The following is an 18,462-nucleotide window of genomic DNA, read 5'->3' on the forward strand; positions in this document are numbered from 1 at the left end:
CATTAATGCTTAAAATTATTTATAATTATTTCTTCCCCTTACAATTGAAGTAAATATTCCAAAAAGACAAAGAATTGCGGATATTATGAGGGCTTTCTCCATCGCATCTAAAAATTGATTACTTTTTGTAAGGGAAATTGCGATTCCCATGCTTGCAGATTGGCCAACAACTCGCATTGTTGCAAGTGTTGCGGATGCGACCCCATATTCCCTGCTTTCTACACTACCCATAATTGCATTTGTGTTTGGAGAAGAGAAAAATGCAAAACCAAATCCAATTAAAGATAGAGTTGCAATTATTGCAAATATGCTATAATTATTTCTTATGCATAGAGAAAGCAGGAAAACGCCAATTCCAGTTAATCCTATACCAAATGATGCAATTATTTTTGCATCTATTTTATCAGATGCCTTTCCAGCAATTGGAGAGAATAATGCCTGAACAACTGATTGAGAAATCAGGATTAGCCCAGCATTACTTGCGGAGAAGTTTTTTATGTTTTGAAGATAAAGGCTCATAAAAAATGTTAATGAGTAAGTTGCGGAATAATGAATCAATGCGGTTAAATTTGAAAAAATAAATACAAAATTTCTTTTGAAAATTGATGGTTTTATCAAAGGTTTTTCAATCCTACTCTCATATAAAGTAAAAACTAAAAAAATTAAGAGAGAGAAGATTGCAAGCATAATTCCTGTAATTGACCCAATTACCGAAATTCCATATATCAGAGAAATTATGAAAGTTGCAAAGAGAAGAGAGCCAAAATAATCAAATTTCTCATAATTATGAGAAAATTCATATTTAAAATTTCCTAGCAAAAGGATTATTATAATGCATATTAAAATCATTAGAAAAAATATGCTCCTCCATCCAAAATAACTTGTTAAAAATCCTCCAATGAGCGGGCCGGTTGAGAGGCCTATATAAGTAAATGAAACATTTATTCCCAGTGCCTTTCCTCTATCCTCTTTAAAAAAGGAGGAAAGCATAGCAATTCCATTTGAAAAAATAATTGCACTTCCTATTGCATGAATTATCCTGAAAGATAGGAAAAAATAAGGTGGAGAAGGAATAATTGATAAGAAAGAAGCAATAGCAAAAATTATTATTCCATATAGAAAAACCCTCTTTCTTCCGTAAATATCCCCAATTTTCCCAAATGGCAAAAGAAAAACCGCGGTAGCCAATATATAGGAAGTGGTAATCCATCCCAGAAAAAATGAATCAACGCCAAAATCCTTTCCTATTGATGGAAGGGCTATATTAATTGAGGAAGAGGTGAATGGAATAAGGAATGATGAAAAACAAGTTACAATTAAAACTATATTTTTATCCTTCACTTAAGACCCTCAACTCTTCTATTATCTCCTTCAATGAGCCAACATCAAAAAATCTCCTCCCAGTTATCTCATTACAAAAAGCTTGATAAATCGATGAAATGCACCTCTTTACTTCCACCCGCAGGAGCGGGGGCGGGGGAGTAAGCTTCCGCCACCCAATCGCATCAATTTTTTTTGCTTTCTCTATTTCATTGTACCAATCTGTTTTTCTATAGTATATCCTTGCAATTTCCTTACTTATTGGAATCCCATTTATTGTGAATCTACACTCGTCAGGTGTTCCAACAACATCAACAACAATTATATTTCTCTCTTCATCCATCCCAAATTCAATTTTTCCATCTTCATTTCTTGCCCCTATTTTTTCTACTTCATCGCTTATCATTCCATTTATCTTTTCCGCAATTCCCAAAATTTCATCTATTTCATCATTGCTTATCATCGCAATTCTCTTTACCTCTTCCCTATCTATATATCTATCGATTTCCTCCAGCTTTGTAGAAAATTCAAATATTGGCTCATCAAGTTTTTGATTTAATTCAATTTTTTTCAATCCATAATTTGCGATATTTATCTTTCCCTCTCTTAATCTTTTCAAAAAGCTTGAGCCTTCTGAAATGAAATTTCTATATATTACTTCAACAGGTATCAGAAAATTTGATTTTTTCTCGAAGTAAATTGAGTAATCATATTTTCCATTAATTATTTTTGGCTTAAAAACCCTTAAAAGTTTTATTCTCATCCTATTTGTCGCTTTTTTAATTTCATTTATTCTTTTTACCTCACCATTTTCAACAACCCCGATGTAATGATTTTTTATTCCTTTTTTGCTCATTTTCTCAAAAAAGTATGAACCAATTAAGCAAAGAGATGAGCCCTTATTTTCTATCAAATCGGGCATTTCACCCCAATCAAAAACGGAATAGCGATCTGAGAATATGAATTCCGCAATTCCAGGCAAATTTTCTTTTGCATCTTCAATAATTTTTAAGTCCTTTACACTTCCCATTTTCTAACCCTTTTCATTGTCCCTATTCTTTCTCCTTTAATTGCTTTTGTTAAATTACCTCTTATTTTTCCATTAATGAAATAAATATCACAATCTATTTTTTTCGCTTCTTTAATCTTATTTTTTATTCCACCTGTAACATCAAAAATTCCTTCACTTGTTTTTACTTCAAATTTTTCATCTATTAATTCTATCAGTTTCGCATTCTTTTCTTTTGGATTTTTGTCATAAATTCCATCAACATCCATTAAAAATATAACTTTTTCAGCGGAAAAATTGTTTGCAATATATGTTACTATCTGGTCACCGGATAGAATATCAATTCCTTTATCAATTGAAATTGCCACATCTCCATAAAGAAAAGGGATAAAATTTTTTTCGATCAAATTTTTAATTACTTCAATATATGCATAAAAAATTTCTCCTTCCCTTACAATAAAAATTGAAGAAGGACAAACAGGAAAGGATGGCAGTCCTTTTCTAACAAAAATATCAACTATTTTCTTATTCAATTCTATCATTGCCCTGTGTGTTTGATAAAAACCAATTGCTTTTTCATCACTCCATCCCTCTCTTATTTTATATTTTTTTGCAACAGGATGGCCGTAGCTACCTCCTCCATGAACAATCAAAAATTTTTTTTCCGGATAAAAAGATTTGATTTCATCCGCAATTTGCTCAACAATTTTTTTGTTAAAGGAGAAAGGCTTTTCCTTATTACTTATAACACTTCCCCCAATTTTTACAATTATCATTTTTCCACTATTACTTCCGCTTCCTTTTCTTTTGCATCTATCGTGATAATATCTCCATTTTCTATAGCATCTATATCAATTCCATCAACACATACAATTCCAGCAATTATTGCCCCTGTTGCAACTATTGTTTCAGTTTCTTTATTTAATATCGCTTTTGGAGCAACACCATTTTTTTTAAGAGCATAAATTACATACGAGCCAACAGTAGAACCCTTTCCTTGTGGAAATACAAAAATCTTATCCTTTATACATTTTCCATATAACTGGCTATTTTTATCAATAATTACTCCTGTTTTTGTATCAACTCCTCCATAAAAGCTGAATGCTTCCTTGCTAACCAATGCCTCACCTTTCACTTTCCCCGGATATATTGTTCTCCCTTTCATATTAATTCCTCCGTTCTTGCAAAAAGGACTTTTTGATTACAAAAACTCGGGAGATAATGAGCTGCTTTCGCAGAATTTACACCTGTTTTTTCAAAAATTTTCTCAATGGGTGAGACAACCATGCATGTATCCGCTATTATTTTCCCTCCCGCCCTTTCAATTTTCTCATTTAATCCCATTCTATCCGCAATTTCCTTAATTGCTCTAGATGTGCATATCCAAAAATTCCTTTTAGCTTTCCTGTTTTCAAGTAAATTCGCAATTTTTATTATTTCATTAAGAGACGCATGAGGACATCCAAAAATTGCAATATCCGCATCATCACCGCTTTTGAGATTTGAATATGTCTCCTTTATCTCTTCCTCCCCGACTTCAATTTCTTCCTTGCCCTTAATCTCATAGCAACTCGCCTCAGGAGTAATATTTTCAACATGATACATTGCCACCGCCCCGCTCGCCGCCATCGCCGCCCCCAATTGCTTCAGGTCATCTGTATCCGCATCTTTTATTCCCCTGAAATAAGGTATCTTATTTTTAATTTCTTTTCCCACATAATAGCCAAGGGCGGAAAAATCCGTGGAAGATTGAAGATTTGCCTTTACATTTATTATGAAATCCGGCTCCCTGTTTTCATCTAAATGCAATCCATAATATGGAGTTAAGCCTGTTATTGCGGATGCAAGAGCGGAAGGGCCTCCTTCTCGATTTGTTCTTGCCCCTATAACGGAGTTTGCAAATGAAACCGCTGATGATTCACTCCAGGCTATGTGTTGCCTATATCTTGGCAAGTTTCCAGCAAGATAAGGGGTGCAGGTTGCGGAAATAACAACTCCCATTTTTTTAAAGGCATTTATTATAGCCATTTGTTTCTCTGCAAAGTCCTCACTTATCCCCATTTCTCGCCAGTTTTCTAAGTCCATTCCCGCAGGATTTAGATAAGTTAAAATTTTAACTCTCGCTTCTTTTGCTATATCTTCAAGAAATTCAAGACCCGCATCCTCTATTGATTTATATGATACCCCCGCAATCTGGGCGGAATGAACCTCAATCAATTTTTCCGCTTTATAAACTTCCCCGAGCCTCACAAGGAGGCGGAGTATCCTTGCAACAATTTCTCCTTTCTCACCATCAAGCATTTTTTCCTGCTCTTTGGTCAGGTACATAATTGAATAACCTCAACAATTAAAAAACTATTTGATGCCGAATTCCATCAATCTTTTTCTTCTGTGCTCTTCTTCAAGGAATCTATAAACTGTTGAATGATTTGCTCCATCGAGTAGCATCTCTATCGCTTTTTTTGCTATCTGCAAATTTTCAATTTTACCTATTATTCCAACAGTATGACCATAAACACTTACATATGCCCCGCTCAACTCCTCTATTATCTCCCTTGCTCTCCCATCTTTTCCGATTATTCTGCCAGCGAGTCTTTTGATATGATTTTCCTTTTTTCCAACCCAGTCCCTTATATCAATTATTTCAAGATAGTAATCCTCATTGAACAGCAAAAATGCTTTTTCTGGAGAAAAACCTCTCCCGATAGCAACGACAACATTTTCCGCTTCCATTTCCCTTATTTTATCCTCGCTCTCTATTTTTACTTCACCAATTTTTGAGTCGACTTCAATTTTTATCCCATAACTTTCTATTTTGCTCTTTGTTTCTCCATTTTTCCCTATTAAGACGCCTACTCTATCAATTGGAATCTTTACATATTTCATCTTAGTCCTCCATTATATAAGAAATTACATCTTCCTCCCCTACATCGATAAACTTTTTAAAAAATTTTACTATGTTATAAACATCTCTCCTCAAAAACTCAATTGCCATTGGATTATCTCTTTTAACGGTTTGCCCGACATCTATTATAACCGGATTGTTTCTATAAACCAGTACATTATATTCAGAAAAATCCGCATGCACGAGCTTTGCTTTCTGATACATCAATTTCAAATAATTCTTTATTTTATCAAAAATTTTTTCAGCATTCTTTATATTTGCATCTTTCAAGAGAGGTGCTGGCCTGCTCTTGCTTCCTATATATTCCATTACAATTACATTCCCCTCCATCACGATGGGCTCTGGCACCCTTACACCCACTTCGTGAAGCTTTTTAAGATTTCCGAATTCTTTTTTTGCCCACGCAAATATTATGTTTCTTCTTTCAAATTTTATTTTTTCAGGAGGGTCATACATCAAATATTTTGATATGCTTCTGAATGTTGCGGTATTTATTCTATAAATCTTTATTGCTATCAACTTTTCTTTGCACACACCTCTAAAAACATTTCCCTCCTTTCCTGTTGAAATCGGGAAATCAATATAATCAATAAATCCTTCATCCATCAATTTTGCTAAAGCATTAAGGGTTGTTTTTTCAAAAACCTCTCCTTCTGTTTTTCTCAAAATTTCATCAATATTTTTCATAAGAATCCTTTAAGAGTGTCAGGGACGAGATTTTTTTTATCCAGATTTAATACCTGAGTTGGGGTATAACGATATACAACATCTGCTTTTTCATCTTGAAAATCCCATGTCCTAATAATAAGAAAGTCACCTGTTTTTATCCATTTCTTTCTCTTTATTTTTCCGGGTATTCTTGCCATTCTTGTTTTTCCGTCCTCGCAAATAATCCTTAATCTACCTCCTCCCATGTGCTGTTCAACAATAGCAAACATCTCATTTTCTTCTTTTTTTGGCAGTGGTATTCTCTGTTCAACTTCTTCATCCATTATAAAAGTTAATCTGTAAATATATATGAAGATATCGATTTGAGTTGATTGGGCTCTTTTTCATCAATGAAAGGCAGATTTTATCCCTTTCATTAATAAGATAAAGATTTTTTGCTATAGATTTTACTCTTTTATTTTCTCATTATCACTTTTTCACTTTTAGCATTTTTACCCCTTTCAAACTAAAAAAATAAAAAATTAAATTTATGACTTTGCTATTCTTTTTGTGGAAGAATATTTTAAAAGCATAGAAAAAAAAGTAAATGAATGCTATGAAATAGCTATTTTGGCGAGGAAAAAGGGTTTTGATCCAAAAAAAGAGGTTGAAATATCTTTTGCAAAAGACCTTGCGGATAGGGTTGAGGAGCTTGTTGGTCCAAAAGGAATTTCTCACAAGATAAGAAAATATTTAAAGGAAAAAGGGAGGGAAGAGACTGCTATCCAGGTAGCAATTGAAATATGCGAAAACATGCAGGGAAGCCATGCGGAAATAATTGAGCAATCTGTGAGGACAGGGCTTGCAATATTAACTGAGGGTGTTTTAGTGGCTCCTATAGAAGGAATATCATCTGTTGAGATTGGGAAGAATTCTGATGGAAGTAAATATGTTGATCTCTATTTCTCTGGGCCAATTCGCTCTGCGGGAGGAACAGGAGAGGCAATGAGTGTTTTAATCGCGGATGTTGTAAGAAGGAAGCTTGGACTGGATAGATATAAACCAACTGATGATGAAGTTGAGAGATATAAGGAGGAAATTCCTCTTTATGACAGGATGACCCATCTCCAGTATTTGCCATCCCCAGAGGAAATAGAATTAATAATAAGAAATTGTCCAATATGTATAAATGGTGAACCAACTGAAAAAGAAGAAGTTATGGGAAAAAGAGATTTGCCAAGAATCAAAACAAATAGAATAAGAGGAGGGGCATGCCTTGTAATAGCAGAAGGGCTCTGTTTGAAAGCACCAAAATTAATGAAGCATGTTGCAAGATTGAAACTTGAAGGATGGGATTTCTTAAAAAATTTTTCAAAAGAGCTTGATGAAAATAAGGAGATAGCTCCATCTGAAAGATACATTGAAGATTTAATAGGGGGGCGCCCCGTTATAAGCCATCCATCACGCAAGGGTGGCTTCAGACTTAGATACGGGCGAGGAAGGACCTGCGGGCTGGGGGCGACCGCCATACACCCCGCAACAATGTATTTGCTGGATGGATTTATTGCGGTTGGGACACAACTAAAAACAGAAAGGCCAGGGAAGGGGACGATTGCAACACCCTGCGACACTATAGAGGGGGCAATGGTTTTGCTTGATAATGGTGACTTTATTCAGATAAATTCTATTGAGGAAGCAATTAAAATTGCTAAAAATGTTAAAAAAATAATTGATTTGGGAGAAATATTAATACCTTTTGGAGAATTTTTTGAGAATAATTCAATCTTGCCACCCGCAAGCTTCTGCTATGAATGGTGGATAAAAGAGCTCGAGGAAAAAGCAAATATTGAAGAAGTGAAAATAAAACATGGAATAGATAATTTTGAAAGCATATACTTTGAAAAGGCGATTGAATTATCAAAGGAGTATGATATTCCTCTCCATCCTTCTTATAATCTATTCTGGCATGATATAAGTAAAGAGGAATTTCAAATTTTAAGAGAATTTATAAGGAAAGGAATATATGATGGAAAATTATACCTTGAAAAGGATAAAAGATTAAAGGAGATTTTGCTAAGCCTTGGAGTAACTCATCTTGAGAGAGAAAAATATATAGTGGAAAAATATGCGGATGTTCTTATAAAATGCTGTGGTTTTGAGGTAAAAAATGGAAAAATTTTTGAGGTTAAGAATAGCTCAAAAGAGGCAATTGAAGCGGTTCAGGAAATTCTTGGAATAAGGATAATTCCAAAGGCACTCCACAGAATCGGGGCGAGAATGGGAAGACCTGAAAAATCTTCGGAAAGGAAAATGGACCCACCCCCACATGTTCTTTTCCCTGCTGGAATTGGAAAAGGTGGAAAAGAAAGAGTTTTAAATACCGCTGGAAAGATAAATGCGGAGCTGGGAGAAAGAAAATGTGAAAAATGCGGAAGAATAACTTATAAAACAAAATGTGAGTGTGGAGGACATACTTATTTTACAGGAAATACAAAAAATTTTGAAATAGATGTCGGCGAGGAAATTAGTAAAGCAGAGAAAAAATTAAATATTCAAGTAAAGAAAGTTAAAGGAGTTATTGGCTTATCTTCTTCAAAAAAAACACCCGAGTGCATAGAAAAAGGGATTATAAGGGCTAAATATGATGTTTATGTTTTTAAAGATGGAACCGCTAGATATGATATGACAAATATGCCACTAACCCATTTTAAGCCATATGAAATAGGCCTTTCCTTGGATAAACTAAAAGAATTGGGATATGAGCACGACTACAAAGGGGAGAAGCTTGTAAGAGAAAATCAAATTATTGAATTAAAACCACAAGATGTTATACCTTCAAAAAAATGCGGAGAATATTTTTTAAGAATATCAAAATACATAGATGAAATTCTTTCAAAAATTTATGGAATGAAACCTTTTTACAATGCAAATAGCTTAAATGACTTAATAGGGCATTTGGTTGTTGGTTTATCCCCTCACACATCCGCAGGAATTGTTGGTAGAATAATTGGATTTATTGATTTAAATGTATGCTGTGCCCATCCATTTTTCCATGCAGCAAAGAGAAGGAATTGCGATGGTGATGAAGATTCTTTAATGCTCTTAACTGATGTATTGATAAATTTTTCAAAAGAATATATACCTGAGAAAAGAGGGGGAAAGATGGATTTGCCCCTTGTTATAGCAATGAGAATTTCACCAAGTGAAATAGATAAGGAAGCATTGAGTTTAGATACCTTGAATTCCTATCCTCTCATATTTTACAGAAAAACCCATGAATATGCTCATCCAAAAGAATTGGAAAAGGAAATGGATTTGGTTGCTAATAGATTGGGGAGCGAAAGAGAATATAAATTTTTCGGATTCACACATGATACTAGCAATATAGGAAATGCTCCAAAAACTTCTTCTTATAAGCTATATGAAAATATGGAGGAAAAGGTAATTGCACAGATAAATTTGGCAAAGAAAATAAGAGCAGTGGATGAAGTAGATGTTGTTACAAAAATAATTCAAAAGCATTTCCTTACCGATTTAACAGGAAATTTAAAAGCTTTTACAAAACAGCAGTTCAGGTGCACAAATTGCAATACAAAATATAGGAGAATACCTTTAAATGGAAAATGCGGGAAATGTGGAAATTCACTTTCTCTGACAGTTCATGAAAGCTCTATAAAGAAATATTTAGGAATTATAAAGAAGCTTTCAGATGAGTTTAAAATACCAAATTATGTACAGCAGAGAATAATTCTTTCAGAAAAATTTGTTGAATCCCTATTTAAAGATGAGAGAGATAAAACTCTCACCGACTTCTTTTAACAAAAAATTTAAAAAAAATTATTGTATATTATTTGCCCGGCGTAACTCAGACTGGTAGAGTGGCGGACTGTAGTTGCATCCCTTGGGCTATAACCCACCGCCGCGGAAATCCGCAAGTCGCTGGTTCAAATCCGGCCGCCGGGACTCCAATAATTTTTATCACTCCTTCGTTTTTTATTGTATCTTTCTAAATGAAAGGATACATATATGAATATTAATACCAGAGGCAGATGTAAATCCCGTTCCACCACAAAAGATCTGGCTGGATTAAAAAATTCATTATCACATTCCAGAAACAAATGATTGCTCCTAGAAATATTGTAACTCTAACTGTTGCAATATTAACTTTAGGATATAAAGGTGTCATAGTGCAAAAGGCGCTGAATTTGTAAATAAATAAACCAAATTAAAATCTGGTTTCCCTGATTTAATATCTATCGGGAACCAGAAGGCTAAAAATGCTAACTCAACAACCCAATATCTTATAACAGACAAACCCTGAACAAATGAAAAAATTATGTAAGTGAGTGGCGCATAAAAACTAAACTCCCTACTAACCTTTTTTGAAAATAATTAATCAATCACAAAAATAATAGGAATAAGCTTAAAAATAGGGTAAAATAGGGATAAATTATCTATTAAAGCATTCCTAAGAAGGTAGGCAATCACTTCGCTCATTTTAGAGAGATCGTATCCCTTTTCTGTTAGTGGAGGAATTGAGTTGGCCAAGATTAAAATGACAAAGAACCACCATCTGCGATTTATTGATTCAAGAACTCTTGAATTTTCTCAAGATTTTCTTTTTTCATCCTCTCTAACTCTTTTTAATCCAATCACGGCCTAAGCCTATATCTATCTCTCGGGAAAAGAATGCATTCCCTTATATTCTTTAATTTAAGCAAACCCATCAAAAATCTTTCAATTCCATATCCAAACCCGCCGTGAGGTGGCATGCCATATTTAAAGGCTTTTAGGTAATCTTCAAAATTTTTTAAATTCATTCCAAGCTCACTCATTCTTTTAGTGAGTATTTCATAATCATGTATTCTTTGAGCTCCTGATGCAATTTCCATTCCTCTTAGCTCTAGGTCAAAAGCTCTTGCATATTTTCCAGATGGCATTGCATAAAAAGGCTTTGATTCAACAGGAAAATCCTTTATAAAATATATTTCATAACCTAAATTTTTGTATAAAATACTTTCCTCATCTGCTCCTAAATCCTCACCCCATGAAAATTTTATTTCCTTGCTCAGTATTTCAACAACTTCATCGTATTTTACTCTTGGATAAGGAGGAGATGGCATTTCTATCTCTAAATTTAATATCTCTAACTCCTTGCTGTTCTCTTCAACTATTTTATTTATTGAATAATCTGTCATTTCTTCCGCAATCTTCATCACATCTTCTTCACTTTCAATAAATGCCATTTCTATATCAATTGCAGTTGATTCATTTAAGTGGCGGGTTGTATCATGCTCCTCCGCCCTGAAATACCATGCTATTTCAAATACCCTATCCAAACCAGATGCCATTAGCATTTGCTTATACAGCTGAGGGGATTGAACAAGATATGCATCTCTATCAAAATAATTTATTTTGAATACCTCTGTCCCTCCCTCAGAAGAGGATGATGAGATTTTTGGAGTGTGTACTTCTATAAATCCTTTCCTTCTCAAAAATTCAACAGCATTTTTTATAAATGAATTTCTTATCATGAAAACTGCTCTAACATCATCTTTCCTTAAATCTATTATTCTATTATCAAGGCGTGTATCAAAATCAACATTAACCTTATCTACAACACCCATTGGTAAGGGAGTTGAGGAAGGGGCAAGTAATTTAAATTCCTCAATCAAAATTTCCCATCCATTCATTACTTTTTCATTTTTCTTGCAAATTCCACAAGCGGAAATTACGCTTTCTCTATTTAAAGAAACTAATTCTTTAAAAAGCTCCAAATTTTCTTTTTTAATAGCGGTAATTTGAGCTCTTCCAGTTCTATCTCTCAATATAATGAATGCTATTCCCCCGAGATTTCTTATTTCCTCAACCCAGCCAGCAAGACAAACCTTCTTTTCATTCTCTTCTTCTCCTACCTCATTTATATAATGTGTTCGAAGCATAAAGTTATATTATTGCCCATTATATTTTTTCTCATTCATAAAGCAAGCCAGCGATTATAACCGCTATTATTCCTGTAAGAAAAACCATATCAAGAATTGCTGCCCCTCCAATACTTGCAATTCCTGGAGAAGCTACTTCCAAAAATTCCTCAAAATGGAGGAAATCCGCTCCAATGATTGCACCAAATGTTCCACAGGAATAGGCAATGCTTGCGACCCTCCTTTTATTTTTATAGCCAGCAATTAATGAATACAGGCCCGCTGAAACGGGAGGGAGGAGCCAATATGGAAAAGGAGATACAATTCCTTGAGAAGATGGATAGCTAACCATATATGCAATAAATGAAACAATTGCTATGCCTGGCAAACTTCTTAAAAATATTTTTCTTGAGATGATTAAATAGATGCTTATCATCAAGGGCAAAAATGCTCCGCTCAAATTTATCGCTATAATCATCCCCTTATACTGAAATAACGGGATATCTATATTTCTAAAAAGGACGGAGCCAAAAACTATTAAGCTCGCCTCCCACCATTTAAAGCCAACTTCCTCAAAAACATAAGTTAAGATAGAATAAACAAGAAATGAAATTAATGCTAATATCAGGAATATAAAGAGAGATATCATATTTTGATATACTTTTCAAATATTTTAATTAATTCATTTAAATCCCTCTTTTCAACCACAAAATTTGCAAAATTTTTTATCTCATCTGTTGGATTAAAAGCAATCTTTACTCCAGCTCTTCTGAACATATCAATATCATATTTTGTATCTCCTATCACAATTACATTCTCTTTCTCAACCCCTAATTTTTCAATTAGCTTTTCAAGCACTTTTCCTTTTTCCATCAATGGCACATTTAGAATTGCTTTCCAAGGCAAATTTTCTCTATAAATTATTCCATTTGCAAAAACATATTTTATTCCAAAATTGGCAATTCTTTTTGCTAGCGTATCAATTCCTCCAGAGATAATTGCAATTTCTCCAATTTCATTGAGATATTCAATGCATTCCCTGCATCCAGAGGTGAGGTCTATTGAATTGAAAATTTTTTCAATATTCTCTTTTCTTATCCCCTTTTCTCTCCACCTTTCAATATCTCTATTTAAAAATTCTTCATCATCTATCTCCCCCTTTTTATAAGCTTCAACAATATCATCATTTTTTATCCCGTATTTTTTATGAATTACTTTCCATGAACTCCTCTCTTCAATAAATACTCCATCCATGTCAAATACTATAAGCATAATAGTATTTCAGCGAAGATAAAAATATTTTTGGCAAAAATTATTTAATTACCTCCAATTTTTCTTTCATGTATCTTAGACAGCCAATCGTTGCGGTTCTCGGACACGTCGACCATGGAAAAACAACTCTACTTGACTACATAAGAGGTAGTTGCGTAGCAGCCAAGGAGGCGGGAGCAATCACCCAGCATATAGGAGCAACTGAGGTGCCAATAGAAACAGTTAAAGAATTATGCGGTAATTTGCTTAAAGGGAAGGAATTCAAAGTTCCTGGGTTGCTTTTTATAGATACTCCCGGACATTTTGCCTTCACAACTTTAAGGGCGAGGGGCGGGGCGCTCGCGGACCTGGCAATTCTTGTTGTGGATATAAATGAGGGAATTATGGAGCAGACAAAAGAGGGAATTGCGATATTGAAAAAGTATAAGACGCCTTTTGTTGTAGCGGCAAATAAGATAGATTTAATAGATCTATGGAGAAAAGAGGGGGGGATAATATCTCAAAGGCTCGAAAAGCAAAATGAAATAGCAAAAGGAGATTTTGATAAAAAATTTTATAGACTTGTTGAACAGCTTTACAATCTGGGTTTTTCATCTGATAGATATGACAGGATAAGGGATTTTACAAGAAATGTTGCAATTGTTCCAATTTCAGCAAAAACTGGCGAGGGAATAGGTGAATTAATAATGGTTCTGATTGGGTTATCTCAAAAATTTCTTGAAGAAAACCTGATTTGCGAGGAAAGGCCAGCGGAAGGAACAGTTCTTGAAGTTAAAGAAGAAAAAGGACTTGGAACAACCATTGATGTAATAATCTATAATGGTGTTATTAAGGAAGGAGATGAAATAGTAATTGCTGGAAAAAAGGGAGTAATAGTCACATCAGTAAGAGCATTGTTAAAACCTAAACCCCTTGATGAAATAAGGGCTCCTGAGGAAAAATTTAAAAGAATTAAGCTCGCCACCGCAGCATGTGGATTAAAAATAGCTGCTCCAAATCTAGAGGATGTTTTTCCTGGTGCTCCGATAAGAGTTTTGAGCAATTTGGAAGAAGATATAAAGAGGATAAATGAGGAAATGAAAATAAATATTGAAACAACTGAAGAAGGAATTGTATTAAAAGCGGATGCTCTTGGCTCACTCGAAGCACTATCCTTAATTCTTAAAGAAAAAGGCATACCTCTAAGAAAGGCGGATATAGGAGATATATCAAAAAGGGATATTTTTGAGGCAAAGACAAATGAAAAGGAGATAAATAAAGTGGTTATTGGTTTCAATGTGAAAGTTCTTCCTGAAATAGAAGATAATGAAGGAGTTGAAATAATAACAGATAACATAGTCTATCACTTAATTGAAAAGCTTGAAATATGGAGGGAAAAGAAGAAGAAAGAAGAAGAGGAGAAGAAAAGAAAGGAAATAACATATCCTGGGATGATCCTTTTCCTTCCAAATTGCACATTTAGGCTTAGCAAGCCAGCAATTATTGGAGTTAGAGTTCTTGCGGGGGAAATCAGACCAGAGCAACATTTGATAAGAGAAGATGGAAAAAGTGTTGGAAAAATAAAAAGCATTCAAAAAGAAAAAAAGACAATTGATAGAGCAACACAAGGAATGGAAGTTGCAATTTCAATAGATGGGGCAACTGTTGGAAGGCAGATAAAGCCTGAGCAAATACTTTTTGTTGATTTAAGTAATGAAGATATACAAAAATTGCTTGAAGAAGAGCTCACTTTGGATGAAAAAGATGTTCTTGAAAAAGTAATAAAAATAAAGAGAAAGCATGATTGATTTTTTCCCATATAAGCCAAGGAAATTTCAGCTCGAAATTATTTCAAAAATTGAGGAATGCCTCAAAAATAAAAAAAATCTGGTGATGGAGGCGCCCGCTGGGAGCGGAAAAACAATATGCGCTCTGGCACCGTGCATCAGTTTTACGGTTGAGAAGGATATGGGGGTAATTTATATAACGAGGACAAACTCTCAGCAAAAGCAAGCAATAAGCGAAATGAAAAGAATGGGTAAAAAAATCAAGGCGAGTGGATTGCAGGGAAGAACAAATATGTGCTTGCTAATTGAAGATTTTCCTTCATTGAGAAATTGCAGTAATGAAGAGCTTTCAAGAATATGTGCTAGGAGGAAAAAAGGGTGTATGGAAAGGAAGAAAGATGATTTCAACAGGTGCATATTTTTTGAGAATTTTCTTAAGATAAAAGAGGACTTTGGATATATTTTATCATCTGAAGAGATATATTCATATGGAAAAATGCATAATGCCTGTCCTTATGAAATAAACAAGGAGATGGTCAAAAAATCAAGGGTAGTTATAGCTCCCTATATTTACATTTTTGATGAAATACTGAGGGAGAAATTCTTCTCCTTATATCAATATCCACCAGAAAAAACAATATTGATAATAGATGAAGCTCATAATCTACCAGATTTTTGCAGAGAATTGCTTTCAACATCCCTTTCTTATAACTCATTGAAAATGGGAATAAAGGAGGCAGAGGAATATGGTGTTAGAGATAAAAGTATTTTGAGTTTCCTGAATATTATAGATAAAATTTTTGAAGAAATGCGGGAGGAGTTTAAGCTATCAGAGGAAGGAGATGCTTTAATTGGGGATTTTTTTGATAACAGGATTAAGAAATATTTTTCAATTGATGAAATAAAAAGGGTTTCTGAGAGCATGATTGCATATGGGGAGGCAATTGCGGATATAAAAGAAAAAAATAATAGTTTTCCAAGGTCTTTTTTAAGGAGCATAGGTAATTTTATTCTTTACTGGATTAATCTGGATAATAGATGGGTTAAACTGATTGAAGTAGATGATGAAAATTTCAGAATTGTTGCCTATTGCCTTGAGCCATCTATAGCATCTTCAATAATCAATTCATTTTATTCATCAATTCATATGTCAGGCACATTGCAACCGATAGATGAATACATAAATTCTATTGGAATTGAAGCGGAGAAAGCAATTTTTCCCTCCCCTTTCCCAAAGGAAAATAGAAAGATTTTCTATCTTGGAGGGGTATCAACAAAATATTATATGGAAGATGAAATGGTTAAAAAAATAGCTGGTTTGATAGAGGAAATATGCAATAATGTAAATAAAAATACTTTAGTTTTTTTCCCTTCCTATTCAGTAATGAATAGATTCATAAACTCTTTGAATATAAAGAGGAATTTGTATATAGAAGGAAGGAATGAAAGGCAGGAAGAGTTAATGAATAAAATAGAGAATTTTAAGAGATCAGGAGGTGTTTTTTTATCGGTTATTGGAGGAAAAATATCCGAGGGAATTGATTTTCCATCTGAAGAGCTTGAAATTGTTTTAATAGTTGGATTGCCATATCCTCCTCCTTCTGCAAAACAATCCTCATTGCAGGAATACTATGAAAGGAAAAGCCAGAATGGCTGGAAATATGCTTTTGAGGCACCCGCAATAAGAAAGACAATGCAAGCGATAGGCAGACTTATAAGGAACGAAAATGATAGAGGAATTGCAATTATATTGGATGAGAGAGCAACCAGGTTTAAAAAATATGTTGAAATTGAAAAAACAAATGATGCACTTGCAGAAATAAAAAAATTCTTCGGAAAAAGTTAAAAAACCTTTCATGTTTTTTAATGGGCGGGTCACCTAGTGGCAGGGTGGCGGACTGCAGATCCGCATACGCGGGTTCAATTCCCGCCCCGCCCTTCCAAAATATTTATATCTTTCCATAATTTGCAATAGTATGATTGATCCATGGGGTTCGCAGAAATATGAATATGATGAGCTATTTGAGAAATTTGGGATAGAAAAATTCTCGAGTGAGCTATGGAGGGATTTGCCAAATCCTCCTTTTTTCTTTCGCAGAAATATAGTATTTGGACATAGAGGATTTTACAATATAAAGGAGGCAATTAAAAGGCGCATGAAATGGAAAATATTGACTGGATTGATGCCATCTGGTAAAATGCATTTCGGGCATAAAATAGTGATAGATCAGGTTATTTATTATCAATCAATAGGGGCAAATGTTAGCATTGCGGTTGCGGATATAGAAGCATATGCAACAAGAGATATTTCTCCAAAAGAAGGAGAGAAAATTGCAATTGAAGAATATATTTTGAATTATATTGCTCTCGGCTTAAAGCCGTGCAGAATATATTTTCAGTCAAAAAATGAAGAAGTTAAGAGCCTAGCTTACTTATTGGCAAAAAAAGTAAATTTCTCTGAGGTAAATGCAATTTATGGATTCCAAGGTTCAACAAATATGGCACATATTTTTGCACCATTTGTCCAGATTGGAGATATATTGCATGTTCAACTTGATGAATATGGAGGAATATGTCCAACTCTTGTGCCTGTTGGAGTTGATCAGGATCCCCATATAAGGCTTTGTAGAGATACAGCAAACTCACATCGCATTTATAGTATAGTTAAAGAAGAAAGCAGGGTAGGAATATTTATAAAGGGAGATGAAGATGTGAAAAAATTTTTAGATATTGCGGAGAAAATTGTAAAAGATTATGGAGAAGTTATAGAAAGGATTGATGGCTATAAAGCAATATATGCAAAAATTGATGATTTATTTTCTTTTGAATATGAAATTGCTAAAGCGGAAAGAGAAAATGGAGGATATGGATTTATCCCGCCTTCTTCAACATACCATAGATTTATAACTGGTTTAGATGGAAATAAAATGTCAAGCAGTAGGCCAAACTATGCAATATTTCTTACAGACAATTTAGATGATTTGAAAAAGAAAATATGGAATGCAAAAACCGGAGGCGCAATTTCCGCTGAAGAACAAAGAAAATTTGGCGGGAGGCCTGAGGAATGCATAATATATGAAATTTTCAATTATGGAGTTTTGGAAGACGATGATGAAATTTTTAGAATAAAGGAGAGATGCAAAAAAGGAGAAATTTTATGCGGGGAATGCAAAAAATATGCTTATGAACTACTTTCAAAATTTTTAAATGAAATAAAAGAAAAAAGAGAGTGTGCAAGAGATGAAATAAAAGAGTATATCTAAATTTTTTCTATTTCCAAATCAAGAATGCCATTTTTAAAGGTTTTCTTTATTTTTTTATTAATTTTGCACGGGAGATTTATTCTTTTTGTCCATCCATTTTTTAATCTTATTTCAATTGCATCCTTATATGCCTTAACTTTTATATCCTCTTCGCTCGCATCCAGTTCAATTGTAACATAAATTTTTTTATCATCTTCATTTATTTCAATATTCTTTTCTCCAGAAAATTGCTCTATGGCATCCCTAAATACTTCTTCAAATATTTTCTCCATTTCCTTTATTATCTTCCTAAATTCATCTTCTTCATCAACCATTAAATAAAAAGAAAAAGGGATATTAAAATATTTTGGGAAGAGGG

Annotated in this window: 16 protein-coding genes and 2 tRNA genes; 6 read left to right on the plus strand and 12 right to left on the minus strand. The window is 33.8% G+C overall.

Going from position 1 to position 18,462, the window contains the following annotated elements:
* Window positions 1–15: 15 nt before the first annotated feature.
* Genes H5T44_02820 through eif1A form a run of 8 tightly spaced genes read right to left on the minus strand, consistent with a single transcriptional unit; the run spans window position 16 to window position 6,226 of the window.
* Window positions 16–1,341 carry an MFS transporter gene (locus tag H5T44_02820; GenBank protein ID MBC7081165.1) on the minus strand — a complete coding sequence of 442 codons (1,326 nt, stop codon included), beginning with the start codon at window positions 1,339–1,341 and terminating at the stop codon, window positions 16–18.
* Window positions 1,331–2,350 (minus strand): phosphoribosylaminoimidazolesuccinocarboxamide synthase, encoded by a 1,020-nt coding sequence (gene purC, locus H5T44_02825; protein ID MBC7081166.1) that lies wholly within the window; start codon window positions 2,348–2,350, stop codon window positions 1,331–1,333. Before purC ends, H5T44_02820 begins: the two co-directional genes overlap by 11 nt.
* Window positions 2,338–3,105: an isopentenyl phosphate kinase family protein gene (locus H5T44_02830; protein MBC7081167.1), complete on the minus strand. Its 768-nt coding sequence runs from the start codon at window positions 3,103–3,105 to the stop codon at window positions 2,338–2,340. The genes purC and H5T44_02830 overlap by 13 nt, the downstream gene beginning before the upstream one ends.
* Window positions 3,102–3,500, minus strand: coding sequence for a DUF126 domain-containing protein (locus H5T44_02835; GenBank protein MBC7081168.1), 399 nt, complete (start codon window positions 3,498–3,500; stop codon window positions 3,102–3,104). The genes H5T44_02830 and H5T44_02835 overlap by 4 nt, the downstream gene beginning before the upstream one ends.
* Window positions 3,491–4,657, minus strand: a complete 1,167-nt coding sequence (locus tag H5T44_02840) for an aconitase X catalytic domain-containing protein (protein ID MBC7081169.1) — start codon at window positions 4,655–4,657, stop codon at window positions 3,491–3,493. The genes H5T44_02835 and H5T44_02840 overlap by 10 nt, the downstream gene beginning before the upstream one ends.
* A 27-nt stretch (window positions 4,658–4,684) precedes the next feature.
* The gene (locus H5T44_02845) at window positions 4,685–5,215 is read right to left on the minus strand and encodes an RNA-processing protein (GenBank protein ID MBC7081170.1); all 531 of its coding nucleotides are present in this window, start codon (window positions 5,213–5,215) and stop codon (window positions 4,685–4,687) included.
* 1 nt (window position 5,216) lies between these two features.
* Window positions 5,217–5,921, minus strand: coding sequence for a serine protein kinase RIO (locus H5T44_02850; protein ID MBC7081171.1), 705 nt, complete (start codon window positions 5,919–5,921; stop codon window positions 5,217–5,219).
* The gene (gene eif1A, locus H5T44_02855) at window positions 5,918–6,226 is read right to left on the minus strand and encodes a translation initiation factor eIF-1A (GenBank protein ID MBC7081172.1); all 309 of its coding nucleotides are present in this window, start codon (window positions 6,224–6,226) and stop codon (window positions 5,918–5,920) included. The genes H5T44_02850 and eif1A overlap by 4 nt, the downstream gene beginning before the upstream one ends.
* A 226-nt stretch (window positions 6,227–6,452) precedes the next feature.
* Between eif1A and H5T44_02860 the strand changes: the two genes are divergently transcribed.
* A complete protein-coding gene (locus H5T44_02860) occupies window positions 6,453–9,701 on the plus strand; it encodes a DNA polymerase II large subunit (protein ID MBC7081173.1) in 3,249 nt (1,082 codons plus the stop codon).
* 35 nt (window positions 9,702–9,736) lie between these two features.
* Window positions 9,737–9,845: transfer RNA gene (locus H5T44_02865), tRNA-Tyr, on the plus strand.
* Between the two features lie 689 nt (window positions 9,846–10,534).
* On the opposite strand, the gene aspS is transcribed toward H5T44_02865, so the two are convergent.
* Genes aspS through H5T44_02880 form a run of 3 tightly spaced genes read right to left on the minus strand, consistent with a single transcriptional unit; the run spans window position 10,535 to window position 13,075 of the window.
* A complete protein-coding gene (gene aspS / locus H5T44_02870; GenBank protein ID MBC7081174.1) occupies window positions 10,535–11,824 on the minus strand; it encodes an aspartate--tRNA(Asn) ligase in 1,290 nt (429 codons plus the stop codon).
* A 31-nt stretch (window positions 11,825–11,855) separates the two neighbouring features.
* Window positions 11,856–12,452, minus strand: coding sequence for a DUF1614 domain-containing protein (locus H5T44_02875; GenBank protein ID MBC7081175.1), 597 nt, complete (start codon window positions 12,450–12,452; stop codon window positions 11,856–11,858).
* Entirely contained in the window at window positions 12,449–13,075 is a 627-nt protein-coding gene (locus tag H5T44_02880; protein MBC7081176.1) for an HAD-IB family phosphatase, read from the minus strand. Before H5T44_02880 ends, H5T44_02875 begins: the two co-directional genes overlap by 4 nt.
* A gap of 68 nt (window positions 13,076–13,143) precedes the next feature.
* Between H5T44_02880 and infB the strand changes: the two genes are divergently transcribed.
* The 4 genes from infB (at window position 13,144) to H5T44_02900 (ending at window position 18,104) form a co-directional block, all read left to right on the plus strand.
* On the plus strand, window positions 13,144–14,862 hold the full coding sequence (infB, locus tag H5T44_02885; protein ID MBC7081177.1) for a translation initiation factor IF-2: 1,719 nt from the start codon (window positions 13,144–13,146) through the stop codon (window positions 14,860–14,862).
* Complete coding sequence (locus tag H5T44_02890) at window positions 14,855–16,687, plus strand: ATP-dependent DNA helicase (GenBank protein ID MBC7081178.1); 1,833 nt, start codon at window positions 14,855–14,857, stop codon at window positions 16,685–16,687. Before infB ends, H5T44_02890 begins: the two co-directional genes overlap by 8 nt.
* Before the next feature lie 22 nt (window positions 16,688–16,709).
* Window positions 16,710–16,780: transfer RNA gene (locus H5T44_02895), tRNA-Cys, on the plus strand.
* Between the two features lie 37 nt (window positions 16,781–16,817).
* Window positions 16,818–18,104: a tryptophan--tRNA ligase gene (locus H5T44_02900; protein MBC7081179.1), complete on the plus strand. Its 1,287-nt coding sequence runs from the start codon at window positions 16,818–16,820 to the stop codon at window positions 18,102–18,104.
* Here the strand turns inward: H5T44_02900 and H5T44_02905 are convergent.
* Entirely contained in the window at window positions 18,101–18,418 is a 318-nt protein-coding gene (locus H5T44_02905; protein ID MBC7081180.1) for a hypothetical protein, read from the minus strand. The genes H5T44_02900 and H5T44_02905 overlap by 4 nt on opposite strands.
* Window positions 18,419–18,462 lie beyond the last annotated feature (44 nt).

The organism is Thermoplasmatales archaeon (assembly GCA_014361195.1).
In the GTDB taxonomy this organism is placed as follows: Archaea; Thermoplasmatota; E2; order UBA202; family JdFR-43; genus JACIWB01.